The organism is Stappia sp. (assembly GCF_040110915.1).
Lineage (GTDB): Bacteria > Pseudomonadota > Alphaproteobacteria > Rhizobiales > Stappiaceae > Stappia.
The window spans coordinates 3773196-3797331 of sequence record NZ_CP157793.1 but is presented as its reverse complement, the minus strand read 5'-3'; the positions used below and the strand labels follow the sequence as shown (position 1 = coordinate 3797331).

General features: G+C 69.8%; 20 protein-coding genes. 11 read left to right on the top strand and 9 right to left on the bottom strand.

Annotated elements, in window-relative coordinates:
• The first annotated feature begins 69 nt into the window (after nt 1-69).
• From ABL312_RS16925 to ABL312_RS16910, 4 genes are all read left to right on the top strand, one after another.
• Nucleotides 70-1407, top strand: coding sequence for an aspartate aminotransferase family protein (locus tag ABL312_RS16925; RefSeq protein ID WP_349358575.1), 1338 nt, complete (start codon nt 70-72; stop codon nt 1405-1407).
• Nucleotides 1408-1497: 90 nt separating this feature from the next.
• On the top strand, nt 1498-2328 hold the full coding sequence (locus ABL312_RS16920) for a hypothetical protein (RefSeq protein ID WP_349358574.1): 831 nt from the start codon (nt 1498-1500) through the stop codon (nt 2326-2328).
• The gene (locus tag ABL312_RS16915) at nt 2325-3803 is read left to right on the top strand and encodes a M48 family metalloprotease (protein ID WP_349358573.1); all 1479 of its coding nucleotides are present in this window, start codon (nt 2325-2327) and stop codon (nt 3801-3803) included. The genes ABL312_RS16920 and ABL312_RS16915 overlap by 4 nt, the downstream gene beginning before the upstream one ends.
• Nucleotides 3804-3928: 125 nt before the next feature.
• A complete protein-coding gene (locus ABL312_RS16910) occupies nt 3929-5020 on the top strand; it encodes a YeeE/YedE family protein (RefSeq protein WP_349358572.1) in 1092 nt (363 codons plus the stop codon).
• A gap of 67 nt (nt 5021-5087) precedes the next feature.
• On the opposite strand, the gene ABL312_RS16905 is transcribed toward ABL312_RS16910, so the two are convergent.
• The 3 genes from ABL312_RS16905 to ABL312_RS16895 all read right to left on the bottom strand — a co-directional run bounded on the left by ABL312_RS16905 (nt 5088) and on the right by ABL312_RS16895 (nt 8483).
• Entirely contained in the window at nt 5088-5786 is a 699-nt protein-coding gene (locus ABL312_RS16905; RefSeq protein ID WP_349358571.1) for an SDR family oxidoreductase, read from the bottom strand.
• 128 nt (nt 5787-5914) lie between these two features.
• Entirely contained in the window at nt 5915-8080 is a 2166-nt protein-coding gene (locus ABL312_RS16900; protein WP_349358570.1) for an exonuclease domain-containing protein, read from the bottom strand.
• 4 nt (nt 8081-8084) lie between these two features.
• Nucleotides 8085-8483, bottom strand: a complete 399-nt coding sequence (locus ABL312_RS16895; RefSeq protein ID WP_349358569.1) for a response regulator — start codon at nt 8481-8483, stop codon at nt 8085-8087.
• A gap of 175 nt (nt 8484-8658) precedes the next feature.
• Here ABL312_RS16895 and ABL312_RS16890 point away from each other — a divergent pair, with 175 nt between their 5' ends.
• The gene (locus ABL312_RS16890; protein WP_349358568.1) at nt 8659-9075 is read left to right on the top strand and encodes a hypothetical protein; all 417 of its coding nucleotides are present in this window, start codon (nt 8659-8661) and stop codon (nt 9073-9075) included.
• 22 nt (nt 9076-9097) lie between these two features.
• Here ABL312_RS16890 and ABL312_RS16885 read toward each other — a convergent pair whose 3' ends face one another.
• The gene (locus ABL312_RS16885) at nt 9098-9586 is read right to left on the bottom strand and encodes a hypothetical protein (RefSeq protein WP_349358567.1); all 489 of its coding nucleotides are present in this window, start codon (nt 9584-9586) and stop codon (nt 9098-9100) included.
• A gap of 204 nt (nt 9587-9790) precedes the next feature.
• Here ABL312_RS16885 and ABL312_RS16880 point away from each other — a divergent pair, with 204 nt between their 5' ends.
• Complete coding sequence (locus ABL312_RS16880) at nt 9791-10405, top strand: GNAT family N-acetyltransferase (RefSeq protein WP_349358566.1); 615 nt, start codon at nt 9791-9793, stop codon at nt 10403-10405.
• Nucleotides 10405-11595, top strand: a complete 1191-nt coding sequence (locus tag ABL312_RS16875) for an MFS transporter (protein WP_349358565.1) — start codon at nt 10405-10407, stop codon at nt 11593-11595. Before ABL312_RS16880 ends, ABL312_RS16875 begins: the two co-directional genes overlap by 1 nt.
• Before the next feature lie 10 nt (nt 11596-11605).
• Here ABL312_RS16875 and ggt read toward each other — a convergent pair whose 3' ends face one another.
• Complete coding sequence (ggt, locus tag ABL312_RS16870; RefSeq protein WP_349358564.1) at nt 11606-13411, bottom strand: gamma-glutamyltransferase; 1806 nt, start codon at nt 13409-13411, stop codon at nt 11606-11608.
• Nucleotides 13412-13558: 147 nt separating this feature from the next.
• Between ggt and ABL312_RS16865 the strand changes: the two genes are divergently transcribed.
• A complete protein-coding gene (locus ABL312_RS16865; RefSeq protein ID WP_349358563.1) occupies nt 13559-13927 on the top strand; it encodes a c-type cytochrome in 369 nt (122 codons plus the stop codon).
• A 43-nt stretch (nt 13928-13970) separates the two neighbouring features.
• Here the strand turns inward: ABL312_RS16865 and ABL312_RS16860 are convergent, their stop codons facing one another.
• Nucleotides 13971-14393 (bottom strand): organic hydroperoxide resistance protein, encoded by a 423-nt coding sequence (locus ABL312_RS16860; protein ID WP_349358562.1) that lies wholly within the window; start codon nt 14391-14393, stop codon nt 13971-13973.
• A 172-nt stretch (nt 14394-14565) separates the two neighbouring features.
• Between ABL312_RS16860 and ABL312_RS16855 the strand changes: the two genes are divergently transcribed.
• Entirely contained in the window at nt 14566-15075 is a 510-nt protein-coding gene (locus tag ABL312_RS16855) for a MarR family transcriptional regulator (protein ID WP_349358561.1), read from the top strand.
• 271 nt (nt 15076-15346) lie between these two features.
• Here ABL312_RS16855 and leuD read toward each other — a convergent pair whose 3' ends face one another.
• From leuD to ABL312_RS16840, 3 genes are all read right to left on the bottom strand, one after another.
• The gene (leuD, locus tag ABL312_RS16850; protein WP_349358560.1) at nt 15347-15952 is read right to left on the bottom strand and encodes a 3-isopropylmalate dehydratase small subunit; all 606 of its coding nucleotides are present in this window, start codon (nt 15950-15952) and stop codon (nt 15347-15349) included.
• Nucleotides 15953-15996: 44 nt separating this feature from the next.
• Complete coding sequence (argC, locus tag ABL312_RS16845; RefSeq protein ID WP_349358559.1) at nt 15997-16947, bottom strand: N-acetyl-gamma-glutamyl-phosphate reductase; 951 nt, start codon at nt 16945-16947, stop codon at nt 15997-15999.
• 117 nt (nt 16948-17064) lie between these two features.
• Nucleotides 17065-17682, bottom strand: a complete 618-nt coding sequence (locus ABL312_RS16840; RefSeq protein ID WP_349358558.1) for a peroxidase-related enzyme — start codon at nt 17680-17682, stop codon at nt 17065-17067.
• A 263-nt stretch (nt 17683-17945) separates the two neighbouring features.
• On the opposite strand from ABL312_RS16840, the gene ABL312_RS16835 reads away from it, so the two are divergent.
• Both ABL312_RS16835 and ABL312_RS16830 read left to right on the top strand, forming a co-directional pair.
• Entirely contained in the window at nt 17946-22736 is a 4791-nt protein-coding gene (locus tag ABL312_RS16835) for an NAD-glutamate dehydrogenase (RefSeq protein WP_349358557.1), read from the top strand.
• Nucleotides 22733-24136, top strand: a complete 1404-nt coding sequence (locus ABL312_RS16830; protein ID WP_349358555.1) for an MFS transporter — start codon at nt 22733-22735, stop codon at nt 24134-24136. Before ABL312_RS16835 ends, ABL312_RS16830 begins: the two co-directional genes overlap by 4 nt.

Here is a 24136-nt window from a genome sequence, read left to right as displayed (position 1 = left end):
GCTTTGACCCCCGAAACGGCGTGCCGGCCCGCGACGACCGGCGACACACCACCTCCGAAGATCCAGACCATGACCCATATCTTCCCCCGCCACACCGCCATGCGTCCGCCCCGCGCCGTGAAGGGCGACGGCTGCTACATCGTCGACGACACGGGCAAGCGCTATCTCGATGCCTCCGGCGGTGCGGCGGTCTCCTGCCTCGGCCATTCCGACCAGGCCGTCACCGAGGCGGTGAAGGCACAGCTCGACGCCATCGCCTTCGCGCACACCGGCTTCTTCACCAACGGACCGGCGGAGGATCTGGCCGATCTGCTGATCGCCCATGCGCCGGAGGGGCTGGATCGGGTCTATCTCGTCTCCGGCGGGTCGGAGGCGACGGAGGCCGCACTCAAGCTGGCGCGCCAGTATCACCTGGAGCGCGGCGAGCCGGGCCGCGCGCGCATCATCGCGCGCCGGCAGAGCTATCACGGCAACACGCTCGGCGCCCTGTCGGCGGGCGGCAACATGTGGCGGCGCGAGCCCTTCCAGCCGATGCTGGTGGAAATGTCGCATATTGCGCCCTGCTACGCCTATCGCGGACAGGCCGACGGCGAGAGCGCGGAAGACTACGGCCGGCGCGTCGCCGACGAGCTCGAGGCGGAGATCCTGCGGCTCGGTCCGGAGACGGTCGCCGCCTTCATCGCCGAACCGGTGGTCGGCGCCACGCTCGGCGCGGTGCCGGCGGTGCCGGGCTACTTCAGGCGCATCCGCGAGATCTGCGACCGCCACGGCGTGCTGCTCATTCTCGATGAGGTCATGTGCGGCATGGGCCGCACGGGCCATCTCTTCGCCTGCGAGGCGGACGGGGTCGCGCCCGACATCCTGTGCATCGCCAAGGGGCTGGGCGCGGGCTATCAGCCGATTGGCGCGATGCTGTGTTCGGCCGAGATCTACCGCGCCATCGAGGAGGGCACCGGCTTCTTCCAGCACGGTCACACCTATATCGGACACCCGGCGGCGGCGGCCGCCGGCCGGGCGGTGGTCACCGCGCTGGTCGAGCGCGGTCTCGTGGCGCGCGCCGGCGCCATGGGCGACACGCTCAAGGCCGCGCTCGTCGAGCGGTTCGGCCAGCATCCCCATGTCGGCGACATTCGCGGCCGGGGGATGTTCCTCGGGCTGGAACTCGTCGCGGACCGGGAGAGCAAGGCGCCCTTCGATCCCGCATGCCGGCTCAACGCCACCATCAAGAAGGCGGCCTTCGCCAACGGGCTGATCTGCTATCCCATGGGCGGCACCATCGACGGCCGGTCGGGCGACCACGTGCTGCTCGCGCCGCCCTTCATTCTGGAGGAGGCGCAGGTCGGCGAACTGGTCGACAAGCTCGCCGGCGCCATCGACAGCGCGCTGGCAACTGCCGTCGCGGCCTGATCGGAGACGCGCGGCGGGCCTTGAGCTTCGCCGCAGTCCCGCCAAACAATTGCGCGAAGACGGAGATCCTTCAGGTCCCGGGATCGTGTCATGCGCCATTTCGCCTCATCCTTGCGCACTTGGCTCGCGGTCGTGGGCCGTGGCGTGGTGATCGCGGGTGCGTTGACGGGCGCGGCTCCGCTCGCCGCCCAGGCGCTGCCGCCGGCCTGTCTGCCCGAGGTGAGCGGCGCGCGCGGCTCCGCCGAGGTGCTGGTGCTCACGCCGCGCACCGAGACGGGCGATCTCGCCGATCCTGCCGGCCGGCTCTATCGGCAGGGCGAGCTGCATGTGCCGGTCTCGGTTTCTGGAAAGCCCGGTGCCGGAGTGCAGGGCGCGGCGCGCGCGATGACCTTTCTCGCGCTCGACGAGGCGCCCGACCGCTGGGGGCGGCGGATCGGTCACCTTCGAAGCGAGCCGACCGGCATGTGGCTCGCCCACGAAGAGGTCGCGGCGGGCCGCGCGATCGTCGCGCCGCGCCGGGCGACGCCCGCCTGTCTCGCGCCGCTGTTTGCCGCCGAACGCGCCGCGCGCGCCGCGCGGGCCGGCCTGTGGGCGCGCGAGCGCGTGTGGTCGGCGCATCGCCCGCGCGCGCTTGCCGCGCGTGTCGGCCAGTACACGCTGGTCACCGGGCGGGTGCTGTCGGTGGGCGAAACGTCCCGCACGCTCTATCTGAACTTCGGACGGCGCTGGTCGCGCGACTTCACCGCGACCGTCGACAGCCGTCGCATCGCCGATTTCGCGGCCGCCGGGCTTGACGCGCGGTCCCTGGAAGGGGCAGCTATTCGGGTCAGAGGCGTGCTCCGGCAGGACCGGGGCCCGCTGATCGATCTCCGTCACCCTGCCCAGATCGAGCGGCTCGACAAGGATGGCCAAAGCCGGTGATCAGCTTTCCGTTCTCCGAATGTCTGGCAAGGCATGGACGCCGGCTCGCGACCGTCGCGCTGGCCGCGCTCGCCTTGTCGGGCTGCCAGATTTCCGGCAATTCGCCCATCGACATCGGCACGGCGACCCCTGGCACGCTGCGCCCCGGCGTCATGGCGGATATCGGCGCGCGCGAACATCCGCGCGTGGTCGCGACCTATGGCGGCGTCTATGAGAATCGCGGCGCGGAGCGTGCCGTGGCGCAGGTCGTCGGCCGGCTGGTCGAGGCCTCCGACGACCCGTCCCAGAAGTACCGGATCACCATTCTCAACTCGCCGGCGGTCAATGCCTTCGCGCTGCCCGGCGGCTATCTCTATGTGACGCGCGGCCTGCTGGCGCTCGCCACCGACACGTCGGAAGTCGCCGCCGTGCTGGCGCATGAAATGGCGCATGTCACCGCGAGCCACGCGATCAAGCGCCAGCAGCGCGCCGAGGCGACGGAACTCGCCGGCCGGGTGCTCGGCAATGTGGTCCGCGATCCCGAACAGGCGCGCGCGGCAATCGTCTCCTCGCAGCTGTCCTTCGCGCGGTTCTCGCAGATCCAGGAACTGGAGGCCGATGCGGTCGGCGTGCGCACGCTGGCGCGCGCGCGCTACGATCCCTTCGCCGCGGCGCGCTTCCTGACGGTGATGGGGCGCTTCGCCGCCTATCAGAGCGCGCAGGGCGACACCTCGAGCGCGCCGGATTTCCTCTCCTCGCATCCCACGACGCCGGAGCGGGTGCAGACGGCGGTGCGCGCGGCGCGTCAGGTCGGCGCGCCGGGGCTCGGCGAGCGCGACCGCGACGCCTATCTGACCAAGATCGACGGCATGCTCTATGGTGACGATCCGCTGGAAGGCTTCATTCGCGGGCGCTCCTTCCTGCACAAGGCGCTGGGGATCAGCTTCACGGTGCCCAACGGCTACCGGCTGGAGAACTCGCCTGAGGCGGTGCTCGCGAGTAACGACCGGGGCACGGCGCTGCGCTTCGACGGCGCCGACCTCAGCGATTTTCCCTCGCTCGTCGATTATATGACCAGCGGCTGGATCAACGGGCTGGTGCGCGACAGCGTGCGCGAGGAGACGGTCAACGGCCTGCCCGCCGTCACCGCCGCCGCCGTCACCGATGGCTGGACGTTCCGCATCGCCGTGGTGCGCATCGGGCGCACGGGCTATCGCTTCATCTTCGCCTCGCGCGCCGGCGGCGAGCGCTTCGCGCGCGACTATCAGGCGACCGTCGACAGCTTCCGCCAGCTCACGCCCACCGAACGGGCGCGGCTGCGGCCCTTGCGCATCAAGATCATCCGCGCGGATCAGGGCGACACGCCCGAACGTCTCGCGGTCGGGATGAGCGGCGTGGAGGCCGGACGCCGGCTGGAGCTTTTCTCCATCCTCAACCAGGTGCAGCCCGGCGAGGTGATCCCCGCCGGCACGCCGCTCAAGCTGGTGGTGGACTGACGCCGCCCGTCCTCCCGGACCCGCGCGCGCCCCCCGTCGCTTGAGCGAGATCAAGGCGGGCGTGCAGCGGTCGAGATATTCACAAGTCTGAATATCTTTCGTCGGGCTGGTCGGGGCGCGCTGTCATGGATCTCACGGGACTGTTCGACGCCTTCGGCGAGGCCGGCACCTCGGCGCTGGGCGGTCTGGCCATCGGCATCGCCTTCGGGATCTTCGCGCAGCGCAGCCGCTTTTGCCTGCGCGCCGCCGTGATCGAGTTCGCGCGCGGCGCCATCGGCGTCAAGGTCGCGGTCTGGCTGATCACCTTCACCATTGCGGTCTTTCTCACCCAGGCGCTGATCCAGCTCCGGATCGTCGATCTGTCGGAAGCGCGCCAGTTCGCCGCGCGCGGATCGATTTCCGGGGCGCTGATCGGCGGGGCCCTGTTCGGGATCGGCATGGTGCTGGCGCGTGGCTGCGCGAGCCGCCTGCTGGTTCTCTCGGCGACGGGAAACCTGCGGGCGCTGCTGTCGGGGCTGATCTTCGCGGTGACGGCGGAAGCCTCGATCCACGGCATTCTCTCGCCGCTGCGCGATGCGCTCGCCCGGGCCTGGACCGTCGGCGGAAGGGAAAATCTCGATCTCCTGCAGGCGCTCGGCCTCGGCGCGCAGGCCGGGCCGGTGATCGGCCTGCTGTTTCTCTCCGGCGCCGTGGTCTTCGCGGTGCGTGCCGGGTTGGGCCCCTGGGGATGGCTCGGCGCGGCGGGCGTCGGCGCGACGGTCGCGGCCGGCTGGTGGTTCACCTATCAGCTCTCGATCCAGGCGTTCGAGCCGATGACGGTCAAGAGCATGACCTTCACGGGGCCGTCGGCGGATACCTTGATGAGCGTTCTGTCGCTTCCCGGGAGCAAGCTCGACTTCGACATCGGGCTGGTGCCGGGCGTGTTCCTCGGCTCCGCGCTGGCCGCGCTGCTGGCGCGCGAGTGGACGCTGCAGGGCTTCGAGGGCGGGCGCTCGATGCGCCGCTACATCGCCGGCGCCGTGCTGATGGGCTTCGGCGGCATGCTGGCCGGGGGCTGTGCCGTCGGGGCGGGGATTACCGGCGGTTCGATCTTCGCCCTCACTGCCTGGCTGACGCTCACCGCCATGTGGGCGGCCGCCGCGCTCACCGATCTTCTGGTGGATCGCCTGCCCGAACAGCGCGCGGCCGGCGCGCTCGGCGCGCCGACCGCGCCTTGATCCTTCTGCGCGAGCCGATCGCGCCGTGATCTTTCCGCGCGAGCCGATCGCGGCGTGACCCCTGCACTCACCAGGGGTGGTCGCGGCCCTGCCAGGTGAGAAAGCGGCCGCTGTCGGCGAGCGTCAGCGCGTCGATCACCCGGATGATGCCGGCCGCGCTTTCCTCCACCGAGATCTCGCCCCGCGCCCCGCCCATGTCGGTGCGCACCCAGCCGGGATGCATGGCAACGACGGCGATGCCGTCGTCCTCCAGATCGAGCGCGAGGATCTGCATCGCCTTGTTCGCCGCCGCCTTGGAGGTGCGATAGGCGTAATGGCCGCGCGTCTGACGGGCGAGCGACCCCATCTGGCTGGTGATCGTCACGATGCGCGGGACGGCGGCGGTGCGCAGCGAAGCGCGCAGCGCGCGCGCCACGCGCACCGGCGCCAGCGTGTTCACCGCGAATTCCCGCAGCCATTCGTCGAAGTCGAGATCGTCGAGCGTCTCGTAGGGCCCCTTGATGCCGGCGTTGTTGACCAGAACGTCGACGGTTCGCCCGGCGAGCGTTTCGGCCAGGGCGGCCACCGAGGTGGCGTCGGTCACATCCAGGGCGACGATCTCCAGCCGGTCGCCGTGGTCCTCGCCGAGCCGGTGAAGCTCCGCCGCCGCCTCGGGCCGGCGGCAGGCGGCGACGAGGTGCATGTCGCCGCGTGCGAGAAGCTGGCGGCACAGGGCGAGGCCGATGCCCCGGTTCGCGCCGGTGACGACGACGGTGGAACGCGACATGTCGGTGAACCTTCTTTCCAGCGGCGGGAGGTGACGAGAACACAGCGTCTTCGCGCGCCGGTCAAGCCGTCACTGGTCGTCACTGGTCGTCATTGGTCGTCATTGGTCGGCGGCGGGCGGGTGACGGCTCAGTAGCCCTTCTGGCGCCGGCGCAGGGCGACCTGCCGGTTGGAGACCTCGATCGCCTGGCCGAGCGTGGTGACGCCGAGCGGTTCCAGCAGGCCGATCAGCTTGCGCAGCACCTCCGCCGTGGCCAGAGCATCGCCAAGCGCGGTGTGGCGGTCCTCCGGCGGAATGGCGATCTGGAAGCGTTCGGCGAGCGCATCCAGCGTCAGGCTTTCGGCGGTGCCGAAGATGTGGCCGGCGAGCAACACCGTGTCGAGCACCGGCTGGTCGAAGGCGACGCCCGTGCGGCTGCGGTCCTTGGCGAGAAACGTCATGTCGAAGGCCGCATTGTGGGCGACCAGAACGCTGTCGGCGACGAAGCGGTGAAACTCCGGCACGACCGTTTCGAGCGGCGGCGCCTCGGCCACCATGGCGTCGGTGATGCCATGCACCCGTGTCGAGGCGACCGGAATCCTGCGCCCCGGATGGACGAAGGCGTTGAAGACCTCGCCGCGCAGCACGCGCCCGTTGACGATCCGCACCCCGGCAATCGAAATCATCTCGTCGCCGCGCGAGGGCTCCAGCCCGGTGGTTTCGGTGTCGAACACCACGTAGGAGAGCGTCCTGAGCGGCGCATCCTCGATGGAGGCCGGCGTTTCGCGCGCGAAGAGGTCGAAATCGTAGAACTCGGGACGCTCGGGGATCGGCGTCGGCGACTTCTCCGGCCGGTCGACATGGTCGGCGGCCGATGTCAGCGGCAGGCGGATGCGGGCCTTGCCGTCGGGCGTGCGGTCGGACCAGATCTCGGTCTTGTGCCGGCTCAGCACATCGCGGCCCGACATGGCGCCGAGACTCTCGTCGAGCGGCTCGTCGAGCCAGCCTTCCAGCGTCTCGACCGGCACCAGGGCGCCGGTCCAGGCGAGATCCAGATAGCAGCGCCCGTCGTCGCGATGGACGCCGAGGTCGAAGGCGGACACCTCGGCGTGCACCGCGACGCGGTTCAGCAGCCGGTCCATCAGTTCCACGACGGAGGCGCTGTCGCAGGCGAGCCACACCTCCTCGCCCACCGGCGCGACGGCGAGCGCCCGTCCTTCCGAGCGCCGCGCGGCGGTGCAATCGACCAGCGTCGCGGAAAAGACATCCGTCATCGGCCAGGCGCCGGCCAGCAGGTCGCCGGTCACCTGATCGAGCCGGTCGAGCCGCTCGGCAAGCACCTGCGTTTCCTCGGCCACCGTGCCGGCGAGACGGGCGTTGTCCTCGGGTGGCAGCTTGGCGCGGCGCAGCAGCACCTGCGCGGCGAGGCTGAGGCTCGCCACCCGCTGGCGCATGTCCTGCGTCACGTCATGCAGCAGACGGTCGCGCCAGATCCCGGCGGCCAGTTCGTCGGTGATGCGGTCGAAGGTGACGACATAACCGATCGGTGCCGTTTCCTCCGCGTCGAGGATCAGCGACATGCGTCCGCGCAAGGAGTCGCGGCCCGAGGCGGTGGCGCTGACGAAGGGGGCGGACAGCCCCTCGCGATGCGTGCGATGGCGCCCCGAGGCGAAGCGTCGGGTCAGCCGGTCGAGCCCGTGGCGCAGCGGCTGGGCGACGATCAGCCCCGTGAGGTGCCGTTCGAGACCAAGGCGGCCGGCGGCGCCGTCCTGGTCGAGCAGGGTCTGCGCGAAGCGGTTGTAGAGCAGGACCTTGTGGGTGAGCGTGCAGATCACCACGCCTTGCTGGAGATCGCGCAGCACCGCCTCGAGCCGCGCGCGCTGGCGCTCCGCGTCGGCGGTGGCGCGGGCGACGATGGCGTCGGTGTCGCGCTGGGCCTCGGCGAGGGCCGCGCTCGCCTCGCGCATGGCCGGCGCCAGCAGGCCGAGATAGCGTCCGGTGGTTTCGGGCAGCTCATGGGTGGCGCCGGCATGGACGGAGGCGCGCAGGTTCGCGCCGAGGCTCGTCAGCGGCCGGGCGACGTGATCGTCGAACTTGATCCAGACCCACAGCGTCAGCCCGGTCGTGGCGCCGATCAGGCCGAGACCGGCGAGCACCAGCCGGTCGAGATCGGGGGCCGCGCCACCCCGGGAGAGATAGACGAGGGCGGCGGCGATGGCGAGCGCGCTGCCGGCGGCGATCAGCGCGAAGAACAGGAAGATGCGAAGCCGCAGGCTCCAGCGTTCGATGCCGGTGAAGGACCGGTTGAGTGACATGGGATCAGCCGGCCGCGCGCTCCGTGCCGCGCGCGCCCCGTTCGAGCAGGCGCGTCACGGTGGTCATCAGCTGGCTGGCGGAAAAGGGTTTGCCGAGATAGGCGTCGGCGCCGAGCGCCAGGCCCTTTTCCACGTCGACCGGGCGCGAGCAGGCGCTCATCATGATGACCGGCACGTGGCGCGTGGCGCGGTCGGCGCGAATGTCCTGGCACAGCGCATGCCCGTGTCCGTCCGGCAGCACCGCGTCCAGCAGGACGATGTCGGGCGTGCCGGCTGCAAGCGCGGCGCGGGCGCTGCGCGCATCGGCGGCGGTGGCCACGCGGTAGCCGTCCTCCTCGATCAGCTCCTTCAGGAACCCGGTGATCGCCGCTTCATCGTCGACGATGAGCACATTGGCCGTCATTGTTGTGTCCTCCCGGCTCGCATATTGGGCGCGGGCGGGCGCGGTTTCCAGAACGTCCTTCGTCTATACGGGACTCCGCGCATCGCCGGCGGCGCGCACCCATGACAAGCCGCGCCCCGATCTCTACAAGGGCGGCACAGCCAATTTCCGTCAGCCTTGGGATGTGAAGAGCGACATGACCGACACGATTGCCCCGTTTCTCGGCACCTGGATGCTGGATCTCGACGAGAGCGAGTTCGACCAAAGCGATCTGCCGCGCTCGGCCACCTGCACCATCGAGGAGGAGTTCGGCCTGATCCGCATCCGCATGATCACGATCACGGCCGACGGCGAACGGCTGGAGGCGGAAATCGCCGGCGTGCCGGGCGGCCCGGGCGAGCGGCTCGGCGAAAGCGGGCTCGCCGACCGGCTGCTGCTGTTCTTCGAGGACGAGACCACGCTCACCTCGCAGGCCAAGCGCGGCGACATGGTGCTGATGAGCGCGCGGCGGATGCTGTCGGAGGACGGGCGCACGCTGGAGATCGAACAAAGCGTCGAGGTGCCGGGCGAGGGCACGGTGGTCAACACGGGCATCTATCGCCGCGCGCAGTGACGCGGGCCGGTTCGGTTCCCCGCTACAGAAGCGCCGGCCAGCGCGCGAGCGCCAGCACGCCTGACCAGGCCAGCAGCGAGATCAGCCCGGCGGTGCGAAAGCGCGAGATCGTGCCGCGCGAATCCACCTGATCGAGCATGCGCCAGGCCGGAACGAGGCGCAGCGCCAGCGCGTTGATCATGAGCAGCGCGATCAGCGCGAGCTTGGCCTGGACCGCCGGCATGCCGAGAAGCGCGAAGGGCCGCAGCGCGGCGAGCGCCACGCCGCTCGCGACGGTCGTGACGAAGCCCAGCAGGATCAGCGGCGACAGGACGCGGTTGAGATCGGCCAGCGGCACGCCGCGCCACAGGCCGAGGAGGCGCAGGTTGAGCGGCAGCGCCGCGCCGACGACCACCATCGCGCCGAGCGCGTGAAGCGTGGCGGCGGTCTCGCGGGCGGGCGCGGAGGTCGCCATGACGCGGGCGAGTTCGCTGCGCGCGAGCCATTCCAGAAGCGGCGCGATGCTCTCCATGCGAGGCCTTCTTTCCATCCAGCGACAGTCGATACCTTCGCATACCCCGATTCTGCGACCCGAGGCGACCGGCGGGTGGTGCAGACGCAACACAAGAAGAAACCGCTCTCCGTGCGCGTGTGACGGTTTGCAACCCGGGCAAAGCAGGGTACCCCTTGCGCCGGCTCCCCCGTGCGGGGCGGGGGCGTGTTCGGGAGTTGAGCCATGATCATCCTGCCGCATGTGCGCGCCGGCGACGAGGCGGCGGCGACGCGCATCTACGTCGACGCGCTTTACCAGAAGCTGCGTCCCTTCTTCGCGAGCAAGGAGGCGGCGGTGGCGTTTCTTGCCCCGCATCTGCGCCACGACCGGGCGGCGACGGCGATCCTCGATGACCGTCTGGTCGGAGTGGCCGGCTTCAAGCATGCCGGGACCGGGCTTTTCGAGCCGGGCTTTCGGCATTTTCGCGACGCCTTCGGCCTGGTCGGCGCGCTCCTGCGCATGGCGGGACTGGCGCTCCTGGAGAAGGCCGAGGACGACGACGCCCTGCCGATGGACGGCATCGCGGTGGCGCCTGACGCGCGCGGGCTCGGCGTCGGAACGGCGCTGCTCGACGCCGTGGCGGGGATCGCCGCGCGCGAGGGTTATTCGGGCGTCCGGCTCGATGTGATCGACACAAACCCGCGTGCCCGCGCGCTCTACGAGCGCACCGGTTTCGTGGCCGGCGAGACCAGGCATTTCACCGTTCTCAAGCCGCTGTTCGGCTTTTCTTCGGCCACCACGCTGGTGCGTCCGGTCGCCCCGGACTCCGAGGCGCGGCAGACGCGGGAGACGGCCTGATGAGCGCCGCGCGCGGCGACACCGCCGGCCCCGATCTCGACCGGGTGGCGCTGGCGGTCGTTCTGCTGATGATCGCCGTCTTCGGAATGGCGCAGGGGCTGACCTATCCGCTGCTGTCCTTCATCCTGGAGCGGCAGGAGACGGCGGCCTGGCTGATCGGCGCCAATGCGGCGACCATGCCGATCGGGATCGTCGTCTCCGCGCCGTTCATTCCGGGTCTCGCCCTGCGCTTCGGCGCGGCGCGGCTGGCGCTGGCGAGCGCCGTGTCGCTCTTCGTCCTCTTCGCGATCCTCGGCCATTTCCAGAGCCTGTGGGTCTGGTTCCCGATCCGCTTCCTGCTCGGGATCGCGATCAACGTGCTCTACATCTGCAGCGAGACCTGGGTGAACCAGCTCGCGCCCGACCGCATCCGCGGGAGGGTCCTCGGCCTTTATGCCACGGCGCTGGCCGGCGGCTTCGCGCTCGGTCCGGCGGCGCTGACGGTGACCGGGACCGAGACGCTCGCCCCCTTCTATCTCTGCATGGCGGTGGCGGCGGTCTGCGCGGCGCTCACGCTCGTTGTTCGCCCGCGTCTGCCGCGCTTCGAGGCCGGCGACACGGGCTCGCTCGCCGCCATCGTGCCGCTCATTCCGTTTCTGATGGTCGTGACGGGCATCGCGGCGGCCTTCGATCAGGCGATCCTGACCTTCTTTCCGGTGTACGCGCTGGCGCATGGTCTCTCGGAGGCCGCCGCCGCCACGGCGCTCGCGGTGCTGATCGTCGGCAACATCGTGTTTCAGGTGCCCATCGGCACGCTGGCCGACCGCTGGGGGCCGCGCCGGATGATGGCGCTTCTGTGCGGCCTGACGATCCTCGGCGCGGCGCTGCTGCCGCTGGTGATCGAAACGCGCCTTGCGCTGTGGGCCATGGTCTTCGTCTGGGGCTCGGCCGCCTACGGCGTCTACACCATCGCGCTGATGGAGCTCGGCCGGCGATTCACCGGCGCCATGCTGATCGCCGGCAACGCCGGTTTCGCGATCATGTGGGGCGTGGGCGGCTTCGCCGGACCGACGCTGTCGGGCGTCGCGGTCGAGATGTTCGGCAATCGCGGCATGCCGCTGTTGCTCGGCGGCGCCTATGTCCTGCTGCTGGCGATCACGCTGTTGCGGCCGACGCCGCCGCCCGGGCGCCGGATGTCGGCGCCCGAGTGACCGTTGCGCCTCAGTGACCGGCGGCGAGCGCGCCCTGCCGGCGCGGGTCGGAGGCGCCGGCCAGTCCGCCCGGCACCACCATCACCGACTGGGTCGAGCCCATCACGCTTTTTTCCTCGACCGCGTGCCCCTTGTCGCGCAGCAGCGCGCGGGTGTCCGGTGAAATGCCGTCCTCGATGCGGATCTCGTCCGGCAGCCACTGGTGGTGCATGCGCGGGGCGGTGCTCGCCTCGGCGATGTTCATGCCGTGGTCGACGACGTTGACGATCACCTGCAGCACGGTTGTGATGATGCGGCTGCCGCCGGGCGAGCCGGTGGCGAGCACCAGATCGCCGTCGCGGAAGACCAGCGTCGGGCTCATGGAGGACAGCGGGCGCTTGCGCGGGGCGACCGCATTGGCCTCGCCGCCGATCAGCCCGTAGGCATTGGGCACGCCCGGCTTGGCGGAAAAGTCGTCGAGTTCGTTGTTGAGCAGGATGCCGGTGCCCGGCGCCATCATGCCGACGCCATAGGAGAAGTTCAGCGTGTAGGTGTTGGAGACCGCGTTGCCGTGCCGGTCGACAACAGAAAAATGCGTGGTCTCGTCGCTCTCGTAAGGGGCGGGCGCGCCGGCTGCGATCTCGGCCGAGGGCGTTGCACGGTCGGGATCGAAATCGGCCATGCGTTCGGCCGCATAGGCCTTGGAGGTGAGGCCGGCGACCGGAACGTCGACGAAATCGGGATCGCCGAGGAATTGCGCCCGGTCGGCATAGGCCCGCTTCATCGCTTCCGCCATGACGTGCATCGCGGCGGCCGAGCCGGCGCCCATTTCGGCGAGGTCGAAGGGCTCCAGCATGTTGAGGATTTCCACGATATGCACGCCGCCGGAGGAGGGCGGCGGCATGGAGGCGATCTCGTAGCCGCGATAGGTGCCGGTGACGGGCGCGCGCCACACCGTCTCATAGGCCGCCAGATCCTCCACCGTCATGGAACCGCCGGCGTCCTGCACGCGCGCCGCGATGGCCTGCGCGACCGGGCCGGAGTAGAAGCCCGAGGCACCGTCTTGCGCGATGCGCTCGAGCGAGCGGGCGAGGTCTTCCTGCACGAGGGTCTCGCCGACCGCATAGTAGCCGCCGTCCGGCTTGTAGAAGATCCTGGCCGCATCCGCATCGCTGGCGAGGCGCACGACGGAGCGCTGCAGCGACTGCGCGAGATCCGGGGAGACGGGAAAGCCCTCGCGGGCCAGACGGATCGCGGGCGCGATCAGTTCGGCGAGCGTGAAGTCGCCGCTTCCGAAACGCGCGTGCGCCGCCGTGAGTCCGGCGACCGTGCCCGGAACGCCGATGGCAAGGCCGGAGAAGCGCGACTTCTGCGCGTCCGCCTCGCCGTCCGCGTCGAGGAACATGTCGCGAAAGGCCCCCGCCGGCGCGGTCTCGCGGTAGTCCAGCGCATGCGTCTCGTCGCTCTCGGCCATGTGGATCATCATGAAGCCGCCGCCGCCGAGGTTGCCGGCGCGCGGCAGCGTCACGGCGAGCGCGAAGCCGACCGCGACCGCCGCGTCGACCGCATTGCCGCCGCGCTGCAGGATGTCGCGGCCCACCTGCGTCGCCAGCGCCTCCTGGCTGGCGACCATGCCGGAGCGGGCGAGCACCGGATGCACCCGGTCGTCGCCCGACAGGATCGGCGGGGGCGCCGGCGTGTCGGCGCGCGCGGGAAGGGCGGCGAGCGCGGGCACGAGGCCGGCGAGAAGCAGCAACAGCCCCGCGCGGCGGCGCAGCCGGGCCGGGCGTCGCGGCGCCGGCGTGGTCCGGTGGTTCTGGGTCCGGCAGATGGTCATCGCGGTCCTCCCCTCAACTCTCGCGTGAAATGGCGTGCGCGACATGCCGTGCGCAAGACAGATCGCGGACACCGACAGTCTGTCGTCAATCGCCGTTCGCCGCTACCCTTGATGGCAGACAGGATGCGGCAGACGAAAGGGGGCGGCATGAGAAACGGCAAGACGCAAGCGGACGGGCGGGGCGCGCGTTGGCAGAGGCGGGGTCCCGGCGGGGCGACGGTGGCGCTCGGTCTCGGTCTCGCCGTGACGGCGGGCGCGGCGCCGGCGGCGGCCGATCCGCAGGCGGGCCTGTCGCTGGCCCGCATCTGGTGCGCGGAGTGCCATGTGGTCGAGACCGGGCAGGCCGGACCGGTCGCCGAGGTGGCGACCTTCGCGGAAGTCGCCAACCGGCCGGACTTCAGCGCCGACCGGCTCGCCGCGTTTCTGGCCGCGCCGCATCCGAAGATGCCGGGCATGGGGCTGTCGAACCGCGAGATCGCCGATCTCGGCACCTATATCGAAAGCCTGCGGCGCTGAGCGGGCGGCGGGCCGTGCCCGCCGCGGTCCGCCCGGTCGATGCTCAGGCGAGTGTCAGCGTGACGGGAATGTTGTCGCGCGTGGCATGGGAATAGGGGCAGACCACATGCGCCTTGTCGACAAGCGCCTGCGCCTGCGCGCGCTCCAGGCCGGGCAGGGCAATCGTCAGGGTGACGGAGATGGAAAAGCCGCCGCCATCGGCGCGCGGGCCGATGCTGACATCCGCCGACACCGTGGTCTCGGCCGGCAGCGCGATCTTGTCCTGACCGGCGACATATTTCATCGCGCCCAGAAAACAGGCGGAATAGCCGGCGGCGAACATCTGTTCGGGGTTGGTGCCGGGACCGTCGTCGCCGCCGAGCGCGGCCGGGGTGGAAAGCGTCACGTCGAGGCGGCCGTCGTCGGAGCGGGCGGTGCCGGTGCGGCCGCCGGCGGCCGTGGCATGGGCGGTGTAAAGCGGGGTCATGGGATCTCCCTTCGTGGTCCTGAGACTATTTAAATAGCGCCCAATTTAATTTTGTGCAATATTTTGTCCGCATTGACGTGCCCGACGCCGCGCCGTAGCTGGAGGGCGGGCAGCTGGAGGACCCGCAGATGGAGGACCCGCAGTTGGAGGGAACGTGACCGGAGACAAGACGATGACCGGGGATGACCGCTCCCCTCACGCGCCCGTGCCTTTGCGCGAGGAGACCCGCCCGGGCGGCGGCGCGGCAAGCCAGACGCTCGACGCGCAACTGTGCTTCGCCCTGCAGTCCACGACCCAGGCGCTGGGCCGGGTCTATGCGCGCAAGCTCGCGCCCTTCGGTCTGACCTACACGCAATATCTGGTGTTGCTGGTGCTGTGGGAGCGCGGCGAGGCTTCCGTGAAGGATCTTGGCGCGGCGCTTTTTCTGGACTCGGGCACGCTGACCCCGGTGCTCAAGCGGCTCGAGGCGGCGGGGCATGTCACCCGCCGGCGCGACGCGGCGGACGAGCGCCGCGTTCTCGTGTCCTTAAGCGCCTCGGGGCAGGCCCTGCAAGATGCGCTTGCCTCCCTGCCGGGCGAAATCGCCGCGCTCGGCGCCGACACGGGCGTCGATCTTGCCCGCCTCAAGCGCGACCTGGAATCCTTGCGCGCCGCGCTCGTCGCATCCGCCGACGAGGCGTGACCGCGCGCCCGCGAAACGTCTGGCCAACTGCACTTTGCGCCGAAACGACAGGATCCGGGGCGTCATGCCGGGCACGCGTCAGCGCAACCCGGTATCGGGGAGCCGAAAGCTCTGCTTTTTCTAGAGAGTTTCCCCTTCGTGCTCCTTGCCTCTCCGATCCCGGATCTCCGCTTCGCTGCGTCCGGGAGGACGACCTTGCAAGGATTTCTCGGCAGTCTGACCCGGCCGCCGGGGCCGGGTCTTGCGGGGGGCGGTCAGGACCGGTGCCGGGTCACACCCAGGGGCGGCTTTCGGCGGTGGTCTTTTCGTAGACGTCGATGGAGGGCGCCTTTTCCATCGTCAGGCCGATGTCGTCGAGGCCGTTGATCAGGCAATGCTTGCGGAACGGGTCGATCTCGAAGGTGATCACGCCGCCGTCGGGGCCGCGGATCTCCTGGGCTTCCAGGTCGACGGTCAGCGTGGCGTTGGCGCCGCGCCGGGCGTCGTCCATCAGCTTTTCCAGTTCCTCGGGGCTGACGACGATCGGCAGGATGCCGTTCTTGAAGCAGTTGTTGTAGAAGATGTCGGCGAAGCTCGTGGAGATCACGCAGCGGATGCCGTAGTCCAGCAGCGCCCAGGGCGCATGCTCGCGGCTCGAGCCGCAGCCGAAGTTGTCGCCGGCGACGAGGATCTTCGCGCCGCGATAGGCCGGCTGGTTGAGCACGAAGTCCGGGTTCTCCGAGCCGTCCTCGTTGGTGCGCATCTCGTGGAACAGCGCGCTGCCCAGACCGGTGCGCTTGATCGTCTTCAGGAACTGCTTGGGGATGATCATGTCCGTGTCGATGTTGATGATCGGCAGCGGGGCAGCGACACCCGTCAGCGTTTCGAACTTGTCCATGTCGCGGATCTCCTCGGGAACGGATCGTCTTGAAGGGAATATGCTCAGGCGGCGAGGCCGGTGGCCGCGTCGACGCCGAGCATCAGGTTGAGGTTCTGCACGGCCGCGCCGCTCGCGCCCTTGCCGAGATTGTCGTAGACCGCCACGAGCACCGCCTGGGCGCGCGCGTCGTTGGCGAAGACATGCAGGCGCATGCGGTTGGTGCCGTTGAAGGTCTCGGGGTCGAGATCGGGCGTGCGGTTGGTCTCCACCAGCGGCGCCACGTCCACGAAGCTCTCGCCAAGGGCCGCGTAATGCGCCGTCAGCGCGTCGTGCAGCGCCGCGCCCGTGGGCACGCTGTCCAGCGTGTCGAGGCGCAGCGGCACGCAGGTCACCATGCCCTGCGCGTAGTTGCCGACCGCCGGCTGGAACAGCGGCGTCGCGGAAAGCGCGGCATAGCGCGTCATCTCCGGCAGGTGCTTGTGATCGAAGGTCAGGCCGTAGGGCAGGAAGGCGGCATTATGCGCGCCGTTCGCCTCGTAGCTTTCGATGAGCTGCCGCCCGCCGCCGGAATAGCCGGAAATGGCGTTGACCGTGACAGGATAGCTCGCCGGCAGCAGGCCGGCCTCGATCAGCGGCCGCACGCAGGCGATCACCCCTTGCGGATAGCAGCCGGGATTGGAGACGCGCGTCGACGCGGCGATGGCCGCCCCCTGCGTCGCCGTCATCTCGGCGAAGCCATAGTCCCAGCCCTCGGCGGTGCGATGCGCGCTCGAGGCGTCGATCACCCGCGTGGTGGCGTTCTCGATGAGCGCCACGCTTTCGCGCGCGGCGTCGTCGGGCAGGCAGAGAATGGCCACGTCGGCGGCGTTCAACAGCTCGGCGCGCGCCGCCGTGTCCTTGCGCCTGTCGGCGGCGATCGTGAGCAATTCGAGGTCGCGACGACGCGCGAGCCGCTCGCGGATCTGCAGACCCGTCGTGCCGGCTTCGCCGTCGATGAACACCTTCGCGACCATGATCGTTCTCCAGGAAAAAGGGTTGCGCCGGGGTCCGCGCCCCGGTCGGCCCCGCTTTCTACACCAGCGCCTGGCGGTTTGTCATGCGTTCGTGATGCGCTGTCCCGGGTCGGCGCGTCAGCGCGCCATGCCGTGATATTCGGGATTGGGCCGCATGTCGGTGGCCGCCGCGACCCGGTTCGACATGTTGAAGAAGGCGGCGACCGCCGCGATGTCCCAGATGTCGCGGTCGCTGAAGCCGGCGTCGCGCAGCGCCTGCCGGTCGCTCTCCAGGATTTCCGCCGGGCGCTCGGTCAGCTTGACGGCGAAGTCGAGCATGGCGCGGTGGCGCGGCGAGAGATCCGCGACGCGGTAGTTCATCACCATGAGTTCGCCGAGTTCCGGATCGCCGGACAATTGCCGCACGGCGGCGCCATGGGCCGTCAGGCAATAGAAGCAGCGGTTCACGGCGGAGACCGCGACCGCGATCATCTCGCGCTCCAGCTTGTCCAGTCCGCTGTCGGCGAGCATCAGGTCGTTGTACATGGCGGTGAAGGCGTCGAGCTTCGCCTGATTGAAGGCATAGGCGCTCAGCACGTTCGGCACGAGACCGAGCTTTTCCCGGCATTTGGCGAAATAGGCCTCGGTTTCCGGGCTGAGTTCCGTCTCCCGGGGCAGGTGAAGGGCCACCGGCGGTTGCGGGTCGGTCTGGCCGGTGTCGGTCTTGCCGGTGTCGGTCTTGGCAGTGTCGGTCATGGCGGTTTCCTCCCTCGTGTGTCGCGTGCGATGCGTCCGGTTTTCTTGTGCGGTGTCGCTTTTTTCTTCCCCAGCGTCGCTTTTCGCGCGCCCACAAAGATTAGGTGGATGGTCACCGGAAGTGATTCCATCGCGCGATAACTCGCTCTAGCATGCGGTTGCTCGGCCATGCCAGTGCCGGGCGACGGTCCCATTCGAGTCCGCGCCGCGCATCGACGCCGACGGACCGCCGACACACATCACCGAACCCGGAAGGTGGGGAAATGCCCGACGCACGTGAGCAGGCCAAAACCAAGCTGATCGATGCCGTGCTGGAGCGACTTGGCGAGGAGGTCCGCCCCTTCGCGCGCGACATGTACGCACGCGGGGCGGCCGAGGACCTCGTCACCTACAGTGCGGACGATCTCGCGGCGTTCGCGCGCGCGGCCTGGGACGGGCTCGCCCGCCATCCGCTCGACACCCATTCGGTGCGCGTCGACAATCCGGCCGCGCCGAGCGACGGCAGCCGCGCCGGCGACGTGACGATCGTCGAGATCGTCAATGACAACATGCCGTTTCTCGTCGATTCGGTGATGGGCGAATTGCAGTCCAGCGGTCTGGACGTGCGCCTCGTGCTGCACCCGATCCTGGCGGTCGAGCGCAACGAGGCCGGCGATCTCGTCGCCTATCACGGCAGCACGAACGCCCAGGGCAAGGGCCGGCGCGAAAGCCTCATTCACATTCACGTGCCGCGCATGGACACCGAGGTGGAGCGCGCCGCGCTGGCCGACCGGCTCGACCAGGTGATGCAGGACGTGCATGTCGCGGTGCGCGACTGGGGCGCGATGCGCGCCCGCCTCGCCGAGGCGATCGCCACCTACAAGGATATGCCGCCGCCGATCCCGGTCGACGAGCTCGCCGAGGCGATCCAGTTCCTGGAATGGCTGGCGGCCGACAATTTCACCCTGCTGGGCATGCGCGAATACTATTTCGAGGGCGGGGTCGCCCAGGGCGAGCTGTCGCACAAGAAGGGCACGGGCCTCGGCCTGCTCGCCGATCCGAGCGTGCGCGTGCTGCGGCGCGGGTCGGAATTCGTGCTGATCACGCCGGAAATCCGCGACTTCCTGATGAAGCCGGAGGCGCTGATCGTCTCCAAGGCCAACGTCAAGAGCCGCGTGCACCGGCGGGTCCACATGGACTACGTCGGCATCAAGCTGTTCGACGATGCCGGCGCGCTCGTCGGCGAATTGCGGGTGGTCGGCCTGCTCACGGCGACGGCCTACACGCTGTCGACCAAGAGCATCCCCTTCCTGCGCCGCAAGGTGGACAGCGTGCTGACCCGCGCCGGACACGACCCGGAAAGCCATTCGGGCCGCGCCCTGCTCAACGTTCTGGAGAGCTACCCGCGCGACGAGCTGTTCCAGATCGACCCGGACCTGCTCTATCACAACGCCATCGCCATCCTGCAGCTCGACGAGCGGCCGCGCATCCGCGTGCTCGCGCGCCGCGACCGGTTCGACCGCTTCGTGTCGATCCTGTGCTTCGTGCCGCGCGACCGCCACACGACCGAGACCCGCATCCGCATCGGCGCCTATCTGGCCGAGGCCTTCGACGGGCGCCTGTCGGCCTGGTACATGACCTATCCGGAAGGTCCGCTGGCCCGCGTGCATTTCATCATCGGGCGCGATCAGGGCGAGACGCCCGATCCGAGCCAGGAGGTGCTGGAGCAGGCGGTGGCCGACATCGTGCGCACCTGGGCGGACGACCTGAAGGGCGTGCTGCGCACCGCCTATGGCGGCACGCGCGCGCTGGAACAGGCGCAGCGCTATGCCGATGCCTTCCAGGCGGGCTATCGCGAAATCTATTCGGCCGAAACGGCGCTTGCCGACATCCGCATCGTGGAGCGGCTGAGCGACGCGGCGGACACCGCGCTGGAGTTCACCCGGCGGGCGGGCGACGCGGCCAACCGGGTCCTGCTCAAGGTCTATCACCACCTTCTGCCGATCCCGCTGTCGGCGCGGGTGCCGATCCTGGAGAACATGGGCTTTCGGGTGATCAACGAGCGCACCTACCGGATCACCCCGGCGGACCGGCCGCTCGCCTATCTGCACGAACTCACGCTGGAGCCGGCGGGCGGCGAGGCGATCGACCTCACCGACGACCTGCGCACCCGTCTGGAGGCGCTGTTCATGGCGGTGTGGCGCGGCCGTGCGGAGTCCGACGGCTACAATGCGCTGGTGCTTTCGGCCGGGCTCGCCTGGCGCGACATCGCCATGCTGCGCGCCCTGTCGCGCTACCTGCGGCAGGCGGGCATCCGCTATTCCGAGGACTACATGTGGCGGACGCTCAACCGCTACGCCGACATCACCACCAAGCTGGTGGAGATGTTCCATCTGCGCTTCGACCCCGACCCGAACGGCGAGGACCGCTCGCTCGGCGCCGCGCGGGTCGAGCGCGACCTGTTCGACCGTCTCGACACGGTCGACAGCCTCGACGACGACCGCATCCTGCGTCGCTTCGAGAATGTCATCAACGCGATGCTGCGCACCAATTTCTACCAGCTCGACGCACACGGGCAGGCCAAGCCGACCTTTGCCTTCAAGCTCGATCCGCGCCGCATCGAGGAGCTGCCGCTGCCGCGTCCTTTTCGCGAGATCTTCGTCTACAGCCCGCGCGTGGAAGGCGTGCATCTGCGCTTCGGCATGGTGGCGCGCGGCGGCCTGCGCTGGTCCGACCGGGCGCAGGACTTCCGCACCGAGGTGCTCGGTCTGGTCAAGGCGCAGCAGGTGAAGAACGCGGTGATCGTGCCGGTCGGCGCCAAGGGCGGCTTCGTGCCCAAGCAGCTTCCCGTCGGCGGCAGCCGCGAGGAGGTCTTCAAGGAGGGCACCAGCGCCTACAAGATCTTCATTTCCTCGCTGCTCGACGTCACCGACAATCTGAGCGGCGACGCGGTCTGGCCGCCGGAGCGGGTCGTGCGGCACGATGACGACGACCCCTATCTGGTGGTCGCCGCCGACAAGGGCACGGCCACCTTCTCCGACACGGCGAACGGCATTTCCGAAAGCCGCAACTTCTGGCTGGGCGACGCCTTCGCCTCCGGCGGCTCGGCCGGCTACGACCACAAGAAGATGGGCATCACCGCGCGCGGCGCCTGGGAAGCGGTCAAGCGCCATTTCCGCGAGATGAACCGCGACATCCAGAGCGAGCCCTTCACCGTCGCCGGCATCGGCGACATGTCCGGGGACGTGTTCGGGAACGGCATGCTGCTGTCGAAGGCGATCCGGCTGGTCGCCGCCTTCGATCACCGCGACATCTTCCTCGACCCCGATCCGGACCCCGCGACGACCTGGGAGGAGCGAAAGCGCGTCTTCGACCTGGGCCGTTCGTCCTGGGCCGATTACGACGCCTCGCTGATCTCGGAGGGCGGCGGTGTGTTCTCCCGCCAGTCCAAGTCGATCCCGCTGTCGGCGCAGGTGCAGGAGATGCTCGGCCTCGCCAAGCCCAAGGCGACGCCGCAGGAGGTGATGACCGCGATCCTCAAGATGAAGGTCGACCTTCTGTGGTTCGGCGGCATCGGCACCTATGTCCGTGCGGCCGGCGAAAGCGACGCCGATGTCGGCGACCGGGCGAACGATGCGATCCGCGTGACGGCGGCCGATCTCGGCGCGCGGGTGGTCGGCGAGGGCGCCAACCTCGGCATGACCCAGAAGGCGCGCATCGCCTTCAACCGCCGCGGCGGACGCTGCAACTCCGACGCCATCGACAATTCCGCCGGCGTGAACTCCTCCGACCTTGAGGTCAACATCAAGATCGGCCTGGGGGCGGCGGTGCGCGCCAACCGGCTGTCGCTGCCCGACCGCAACGCGCTGCTGGCGGAGATGACCGAGGAGGTCGCCGCGCTGGTTCTGCGCAACAACTACCTGCAGACGCTGGCGATCAGCCTGTCGGAAACGCGCGGCATGGAGGAGTTCGGCTACCAGCGGCGCATGATGCGCCAGCTCGAACAGGCCGGCCTGCTCGACCGGGCGGTGGAGGAACTGCCCGACGACGCGGCGCTCGACGAACTCGAGGCGGCGGAACTGGGGCTCACCCGCGCCGAAACGGGCGTGCTGCTGGCCTATGCCAAGCTCACGCTCTACGACCGGCTGCTCGACAGCGACGTGCCCGACGACGCCTATCTCGCCAAGGAGCTGTTCCGCTACTTCCCGCAGCAGATGCAGGAGGCCTATGCGGAGGAGATCGCCGGCCACCGGCTGCGGCGCGAGATCATCGCCACGATGCTCGCCAACTCCATGATCAACCGGGGCGGGCCGACCTATCTCACCCGCATCGCCGATCAGACGGGGGCCGAGCCCGCGCAGATCGCGCAGGCCTTCGCGATCGTGCGCGACGCCTATGGGCTCACCGCGTTGAACGGCGAGATCGATACGCTCGACACGCGCATCGACGGGGCGCTCCAGCTGGAGCTCTATCGCGCGGTGCAGGACCTCGTCCTGGAACAGACCGTGTGGATGCTGCGCAACGTCGCCGTGGGCGCGGGGCTCGAGGCGGAGGTGACGCGCTTCCGCGACGGGATCCAGGCGCTGGCGCCGGAACTCCTGTCGATCGTGCAGGACAGCGCGCGGGCGGGGATCGCCGCCGAAACGGCCCGGCTCGAGGCCGGCGGCGTGCCGAAGGAGCTGGCCGCCCGCATCGCCCGGCTGCCGGTGGAAACGGAGATCCCCGACATCATCCTGGTGGCGGAGCAAAGCGGGCGCGATCTCGCGGAGGTGGCGGACGTCTTCTTCAAGGTCGCCGCGCATTTCCGGCTCGGCGCCATGGAGGCCAAGGCGCGCGACCTCAAGATCCTCGACTATTACGACGGGCTGGCGCTCGACCGGGCGCGGGCGACGCTCGCCGGCGCCCATCGCGACGTCACCCGCGACGCGCTGGAGGCCGGCGGCTTCGAGACCTGGCTCGCGACCCATGAGACGCGGGTGACGCGCACCGCGCGCGCCGCCGGCGAGATCATCGAAGGCGATCTGTCGGTGTCGAAGTTCTCCGTCGCCGCCGGCCTGCTCGCCGAGCTCGCATGACGGCTCCAGCGCGGGACGACAGGGACCCCGATGCCGCCGACGGCGGCGTCGGGGTGCCGCGCGGGGCGGTGCCGGCCTGGTTGCTGTTCGACTGGGCCGCGCAGCCCTTCTTCACGCTGGTGACGACCTTCGTCTTCGCGCCCTATTTCGCCTCCGCCGTCGCCGCGACACCGGCTGAGGGGCAGGCCCTGTGGGGCTATGCCACGGCCGCCGCCGGGCTCGCCATTGCCGTGCTCGCGCCGGTGCTCGGGGCGATCGCCGACAGGACCGGCGCGCGCAAGCCCTGGATCGCGGCCTTCTCCGTGCCCTTCGTGCTTGGCTGTGCCGCACTCTGGCTGGCCGTGCCGGGCACGCCCGCAAGCGTCGCCATCGCGCTTGTCGCCTTCGCGGTCGCCACCCTCGGGGTGGAGTTCGCCACCGTCTTCACCAATGCGATGATGCCGGATCTCGTGCCGCGCCGACGGCTCGGTCGGCTGTCGGGAAGCGGCTGGGCGATGGGCTATTTCGGCGGGCTCGTCTCGCTGGTGGTGGCGCTCGGGCTGATGGCCGCCAATCCGGACACCGGCAAGACGCTGCTCGGCCTCGATCCGATCCTTGGGCTCGATCCGGCGACGCGCGCGGGCGACCGGGCGGCCGGTCCCTTATCGGCGCTGTGGTATCTCGTTTTCGTGCTGCCGCTGTTTTTTCTGGTGCCGGACGTGCCGCGCCGGGCCGTGCGGCTGTCGGAGGCGGTACGCCACGGGCTCTCCGACCTTGCCGACACGGCGCGCAAGGCGCGGGCCAACCGGCAGGTGCTCACTTTCCTGCTCGCCAACATGATCTACAAGGACGGGCTGGTCGCGCTCTTCGCCTTCGGCGGCATCTACGCCGCCGGCGTGCTCGGCTGGTCGACCATCGAGATCGGCACCTTCGGCATCCTGCTGACCGTGACCGGCACCTTCGGCGCGGTGATCGGCGGCCGGCTCGACGACCGGCTCGGGCCGAAGCCGGTGATCGCCGGTGCGCTCGTCGTGCTGATCGTCTGCGGGCTCGGGCTCGTGTCGGTGGATCGGGACACGGTGTTCTTCGTGATCGACACCGCCCCGCCGGCGGCGGAGAGCGGGCTCTTTTCGACCCTGCCGGAACAGGTCTTTCTGGTGCTGGGCGGCCTGCTCGGCGCGGTGGCGGGGCCCCTGCAGGCGGCCTCGCGGACGCTTCTGGTGCATCTCGCGCCGCGGCCGATGCTGACCCAGTATTTCGGGCTCTTCGCCCTGTCGGGCAAGGTGACGAGCTTCCTCGCGCCGCTGCTTGTCGGGCTGGTCACGGCGGCAACCGCCAGCCAGGCCGCCGGCATGGCGGTAATCCTGGTCTTCTTCGTCAGCGGGCTGGCCCTGCTCGCGCGGGTCCGCGACCCGCGCTGA

Coding starts and splice junctions, on each gene's coding strand:
- ABL312_RS16840 (WP_349358558.1), bottom strand. CDS start 17,682: ATGACCGACACTGCCAAGACCGACACCGGCAAGACCGACACCGGCCAG.
- ABL312_RS16925 (WP_349358575.1), top strand. CDS start 70: ATGACCCATATCTTCCCCCGCCACACCGCCATGCGTCCGCCCCGCGCC.
- ABL312_RS16905 (WP_349358571.1), bottom strand. CDS start 5,786: ATGTCGCGTTCCACCGTCGTCGTCACCGGCGCGAACCGGGGCATCGGC.
- leuD (WP_349358560.1), bottom strand. CDS start 15,952: ATGGACAAGTTCGAAACGCTGACGGGTGTCGCTGCCCCGCTGCCGATC.
- ABL312_RS16880 (WP_349358566.1), top strand. CDS start 9,791: ATGATCATCCTGCCGCATGTGCGCGCCGGCGACGAGGCGGCGGCGACG.
- ggt (WP_349358564.1), bottom strand. CDS start 13,411: ATGACCATCTGCCGGACCCAGAACCACCGGACCACGCCGGCGCCGCGA.
- ABL312_RS16885 (WP_349358567.1), bottom strand. CDS start 9,586: ATGGAGAGCATCGCGCCGCTTCTGGAATGGCTCGCGCGCAGCGAACTC.
- argC (WP_349358559.1), bottom strand. CDS start 16,947: ATGGTCGCGAAGGTGTTCATCGACGGCGAAGCCGGCACGACGGGTCTG.
- ABL312_RS16910 (WP_349358572.1), top strand. CDS start 3,929: ATGGATCTCACGGGACTGTTCGACGCCTTCGGCGAGGCCGGCACCTCG.
- ABL312_RS16920 (WP_349358574.1), top strand. CDS start 1,498: ATGCGCCATTTCGCCTCATCCTTGCGCACTTGGCTCGCGGTCGTGGGC.
- ABL312_RS16835 (WP_349358557.1), top strand. CDS start 17,946: ATGCCCGACGCACGTGAGCAGGCCAAAACCAAGCTGATCGATGCCGTG.
- ABL312_RS16875 (WP_349358565.1), top strand. CDS start 10,405: ATGAGCGCCGCGCGCGGCGACACCGCCGGCCCCGATCTCGACCGGGTG.
- ABL312_RS16855 (WP_349358561.1), top strand. CDS start 14,566: ATGACCGGGGATGACCGCTCCCCTCACGCGCCCGTGCCTTTGCGCGAG.
- ABL312_RS16890 (WP_349358568.1), top strand. CDS start 8,659: ATGACCGACACGATTGCCCCGTTTCTCGGCACCTGGATGCTGGATCTC.
- ABL312_RS16860 (WP_349358562.1), bottom strand. CDS start 14,393: ATGACCCCGCTTTACACCGCCCATGCCACGGCCGCCGGCGGCCGCACC.
- ABL312_RS16865 (WP_349358563.1), top strand. CDS start 13,559: ATGAGAAACGGCAAGACGCAAGCGGACGGGCGGGGCGCGCGTTGGCAG.
- ABL312_RS16900 (WP_349358570.1), bottom strand. CDS start 8,080: ATGTCACTCAACCGGTCCTTCACCGGCATCGAACGCTGGAGCCTGCGG.
- ABL312_RS16895 (WP_349358569.1), bottom strand. CDS start 8,483: ATGACGGCCAATGTGCTCATCGTCGACGATGAAGCGGCGATCACCGGG.
- ABL312_RS16830 (WP_349358555.1), top strand. CDS start 22,733: ATGACGGCTCCAGCGCGGGACGACAGGGACCCCGATGCCGCCGACGGC.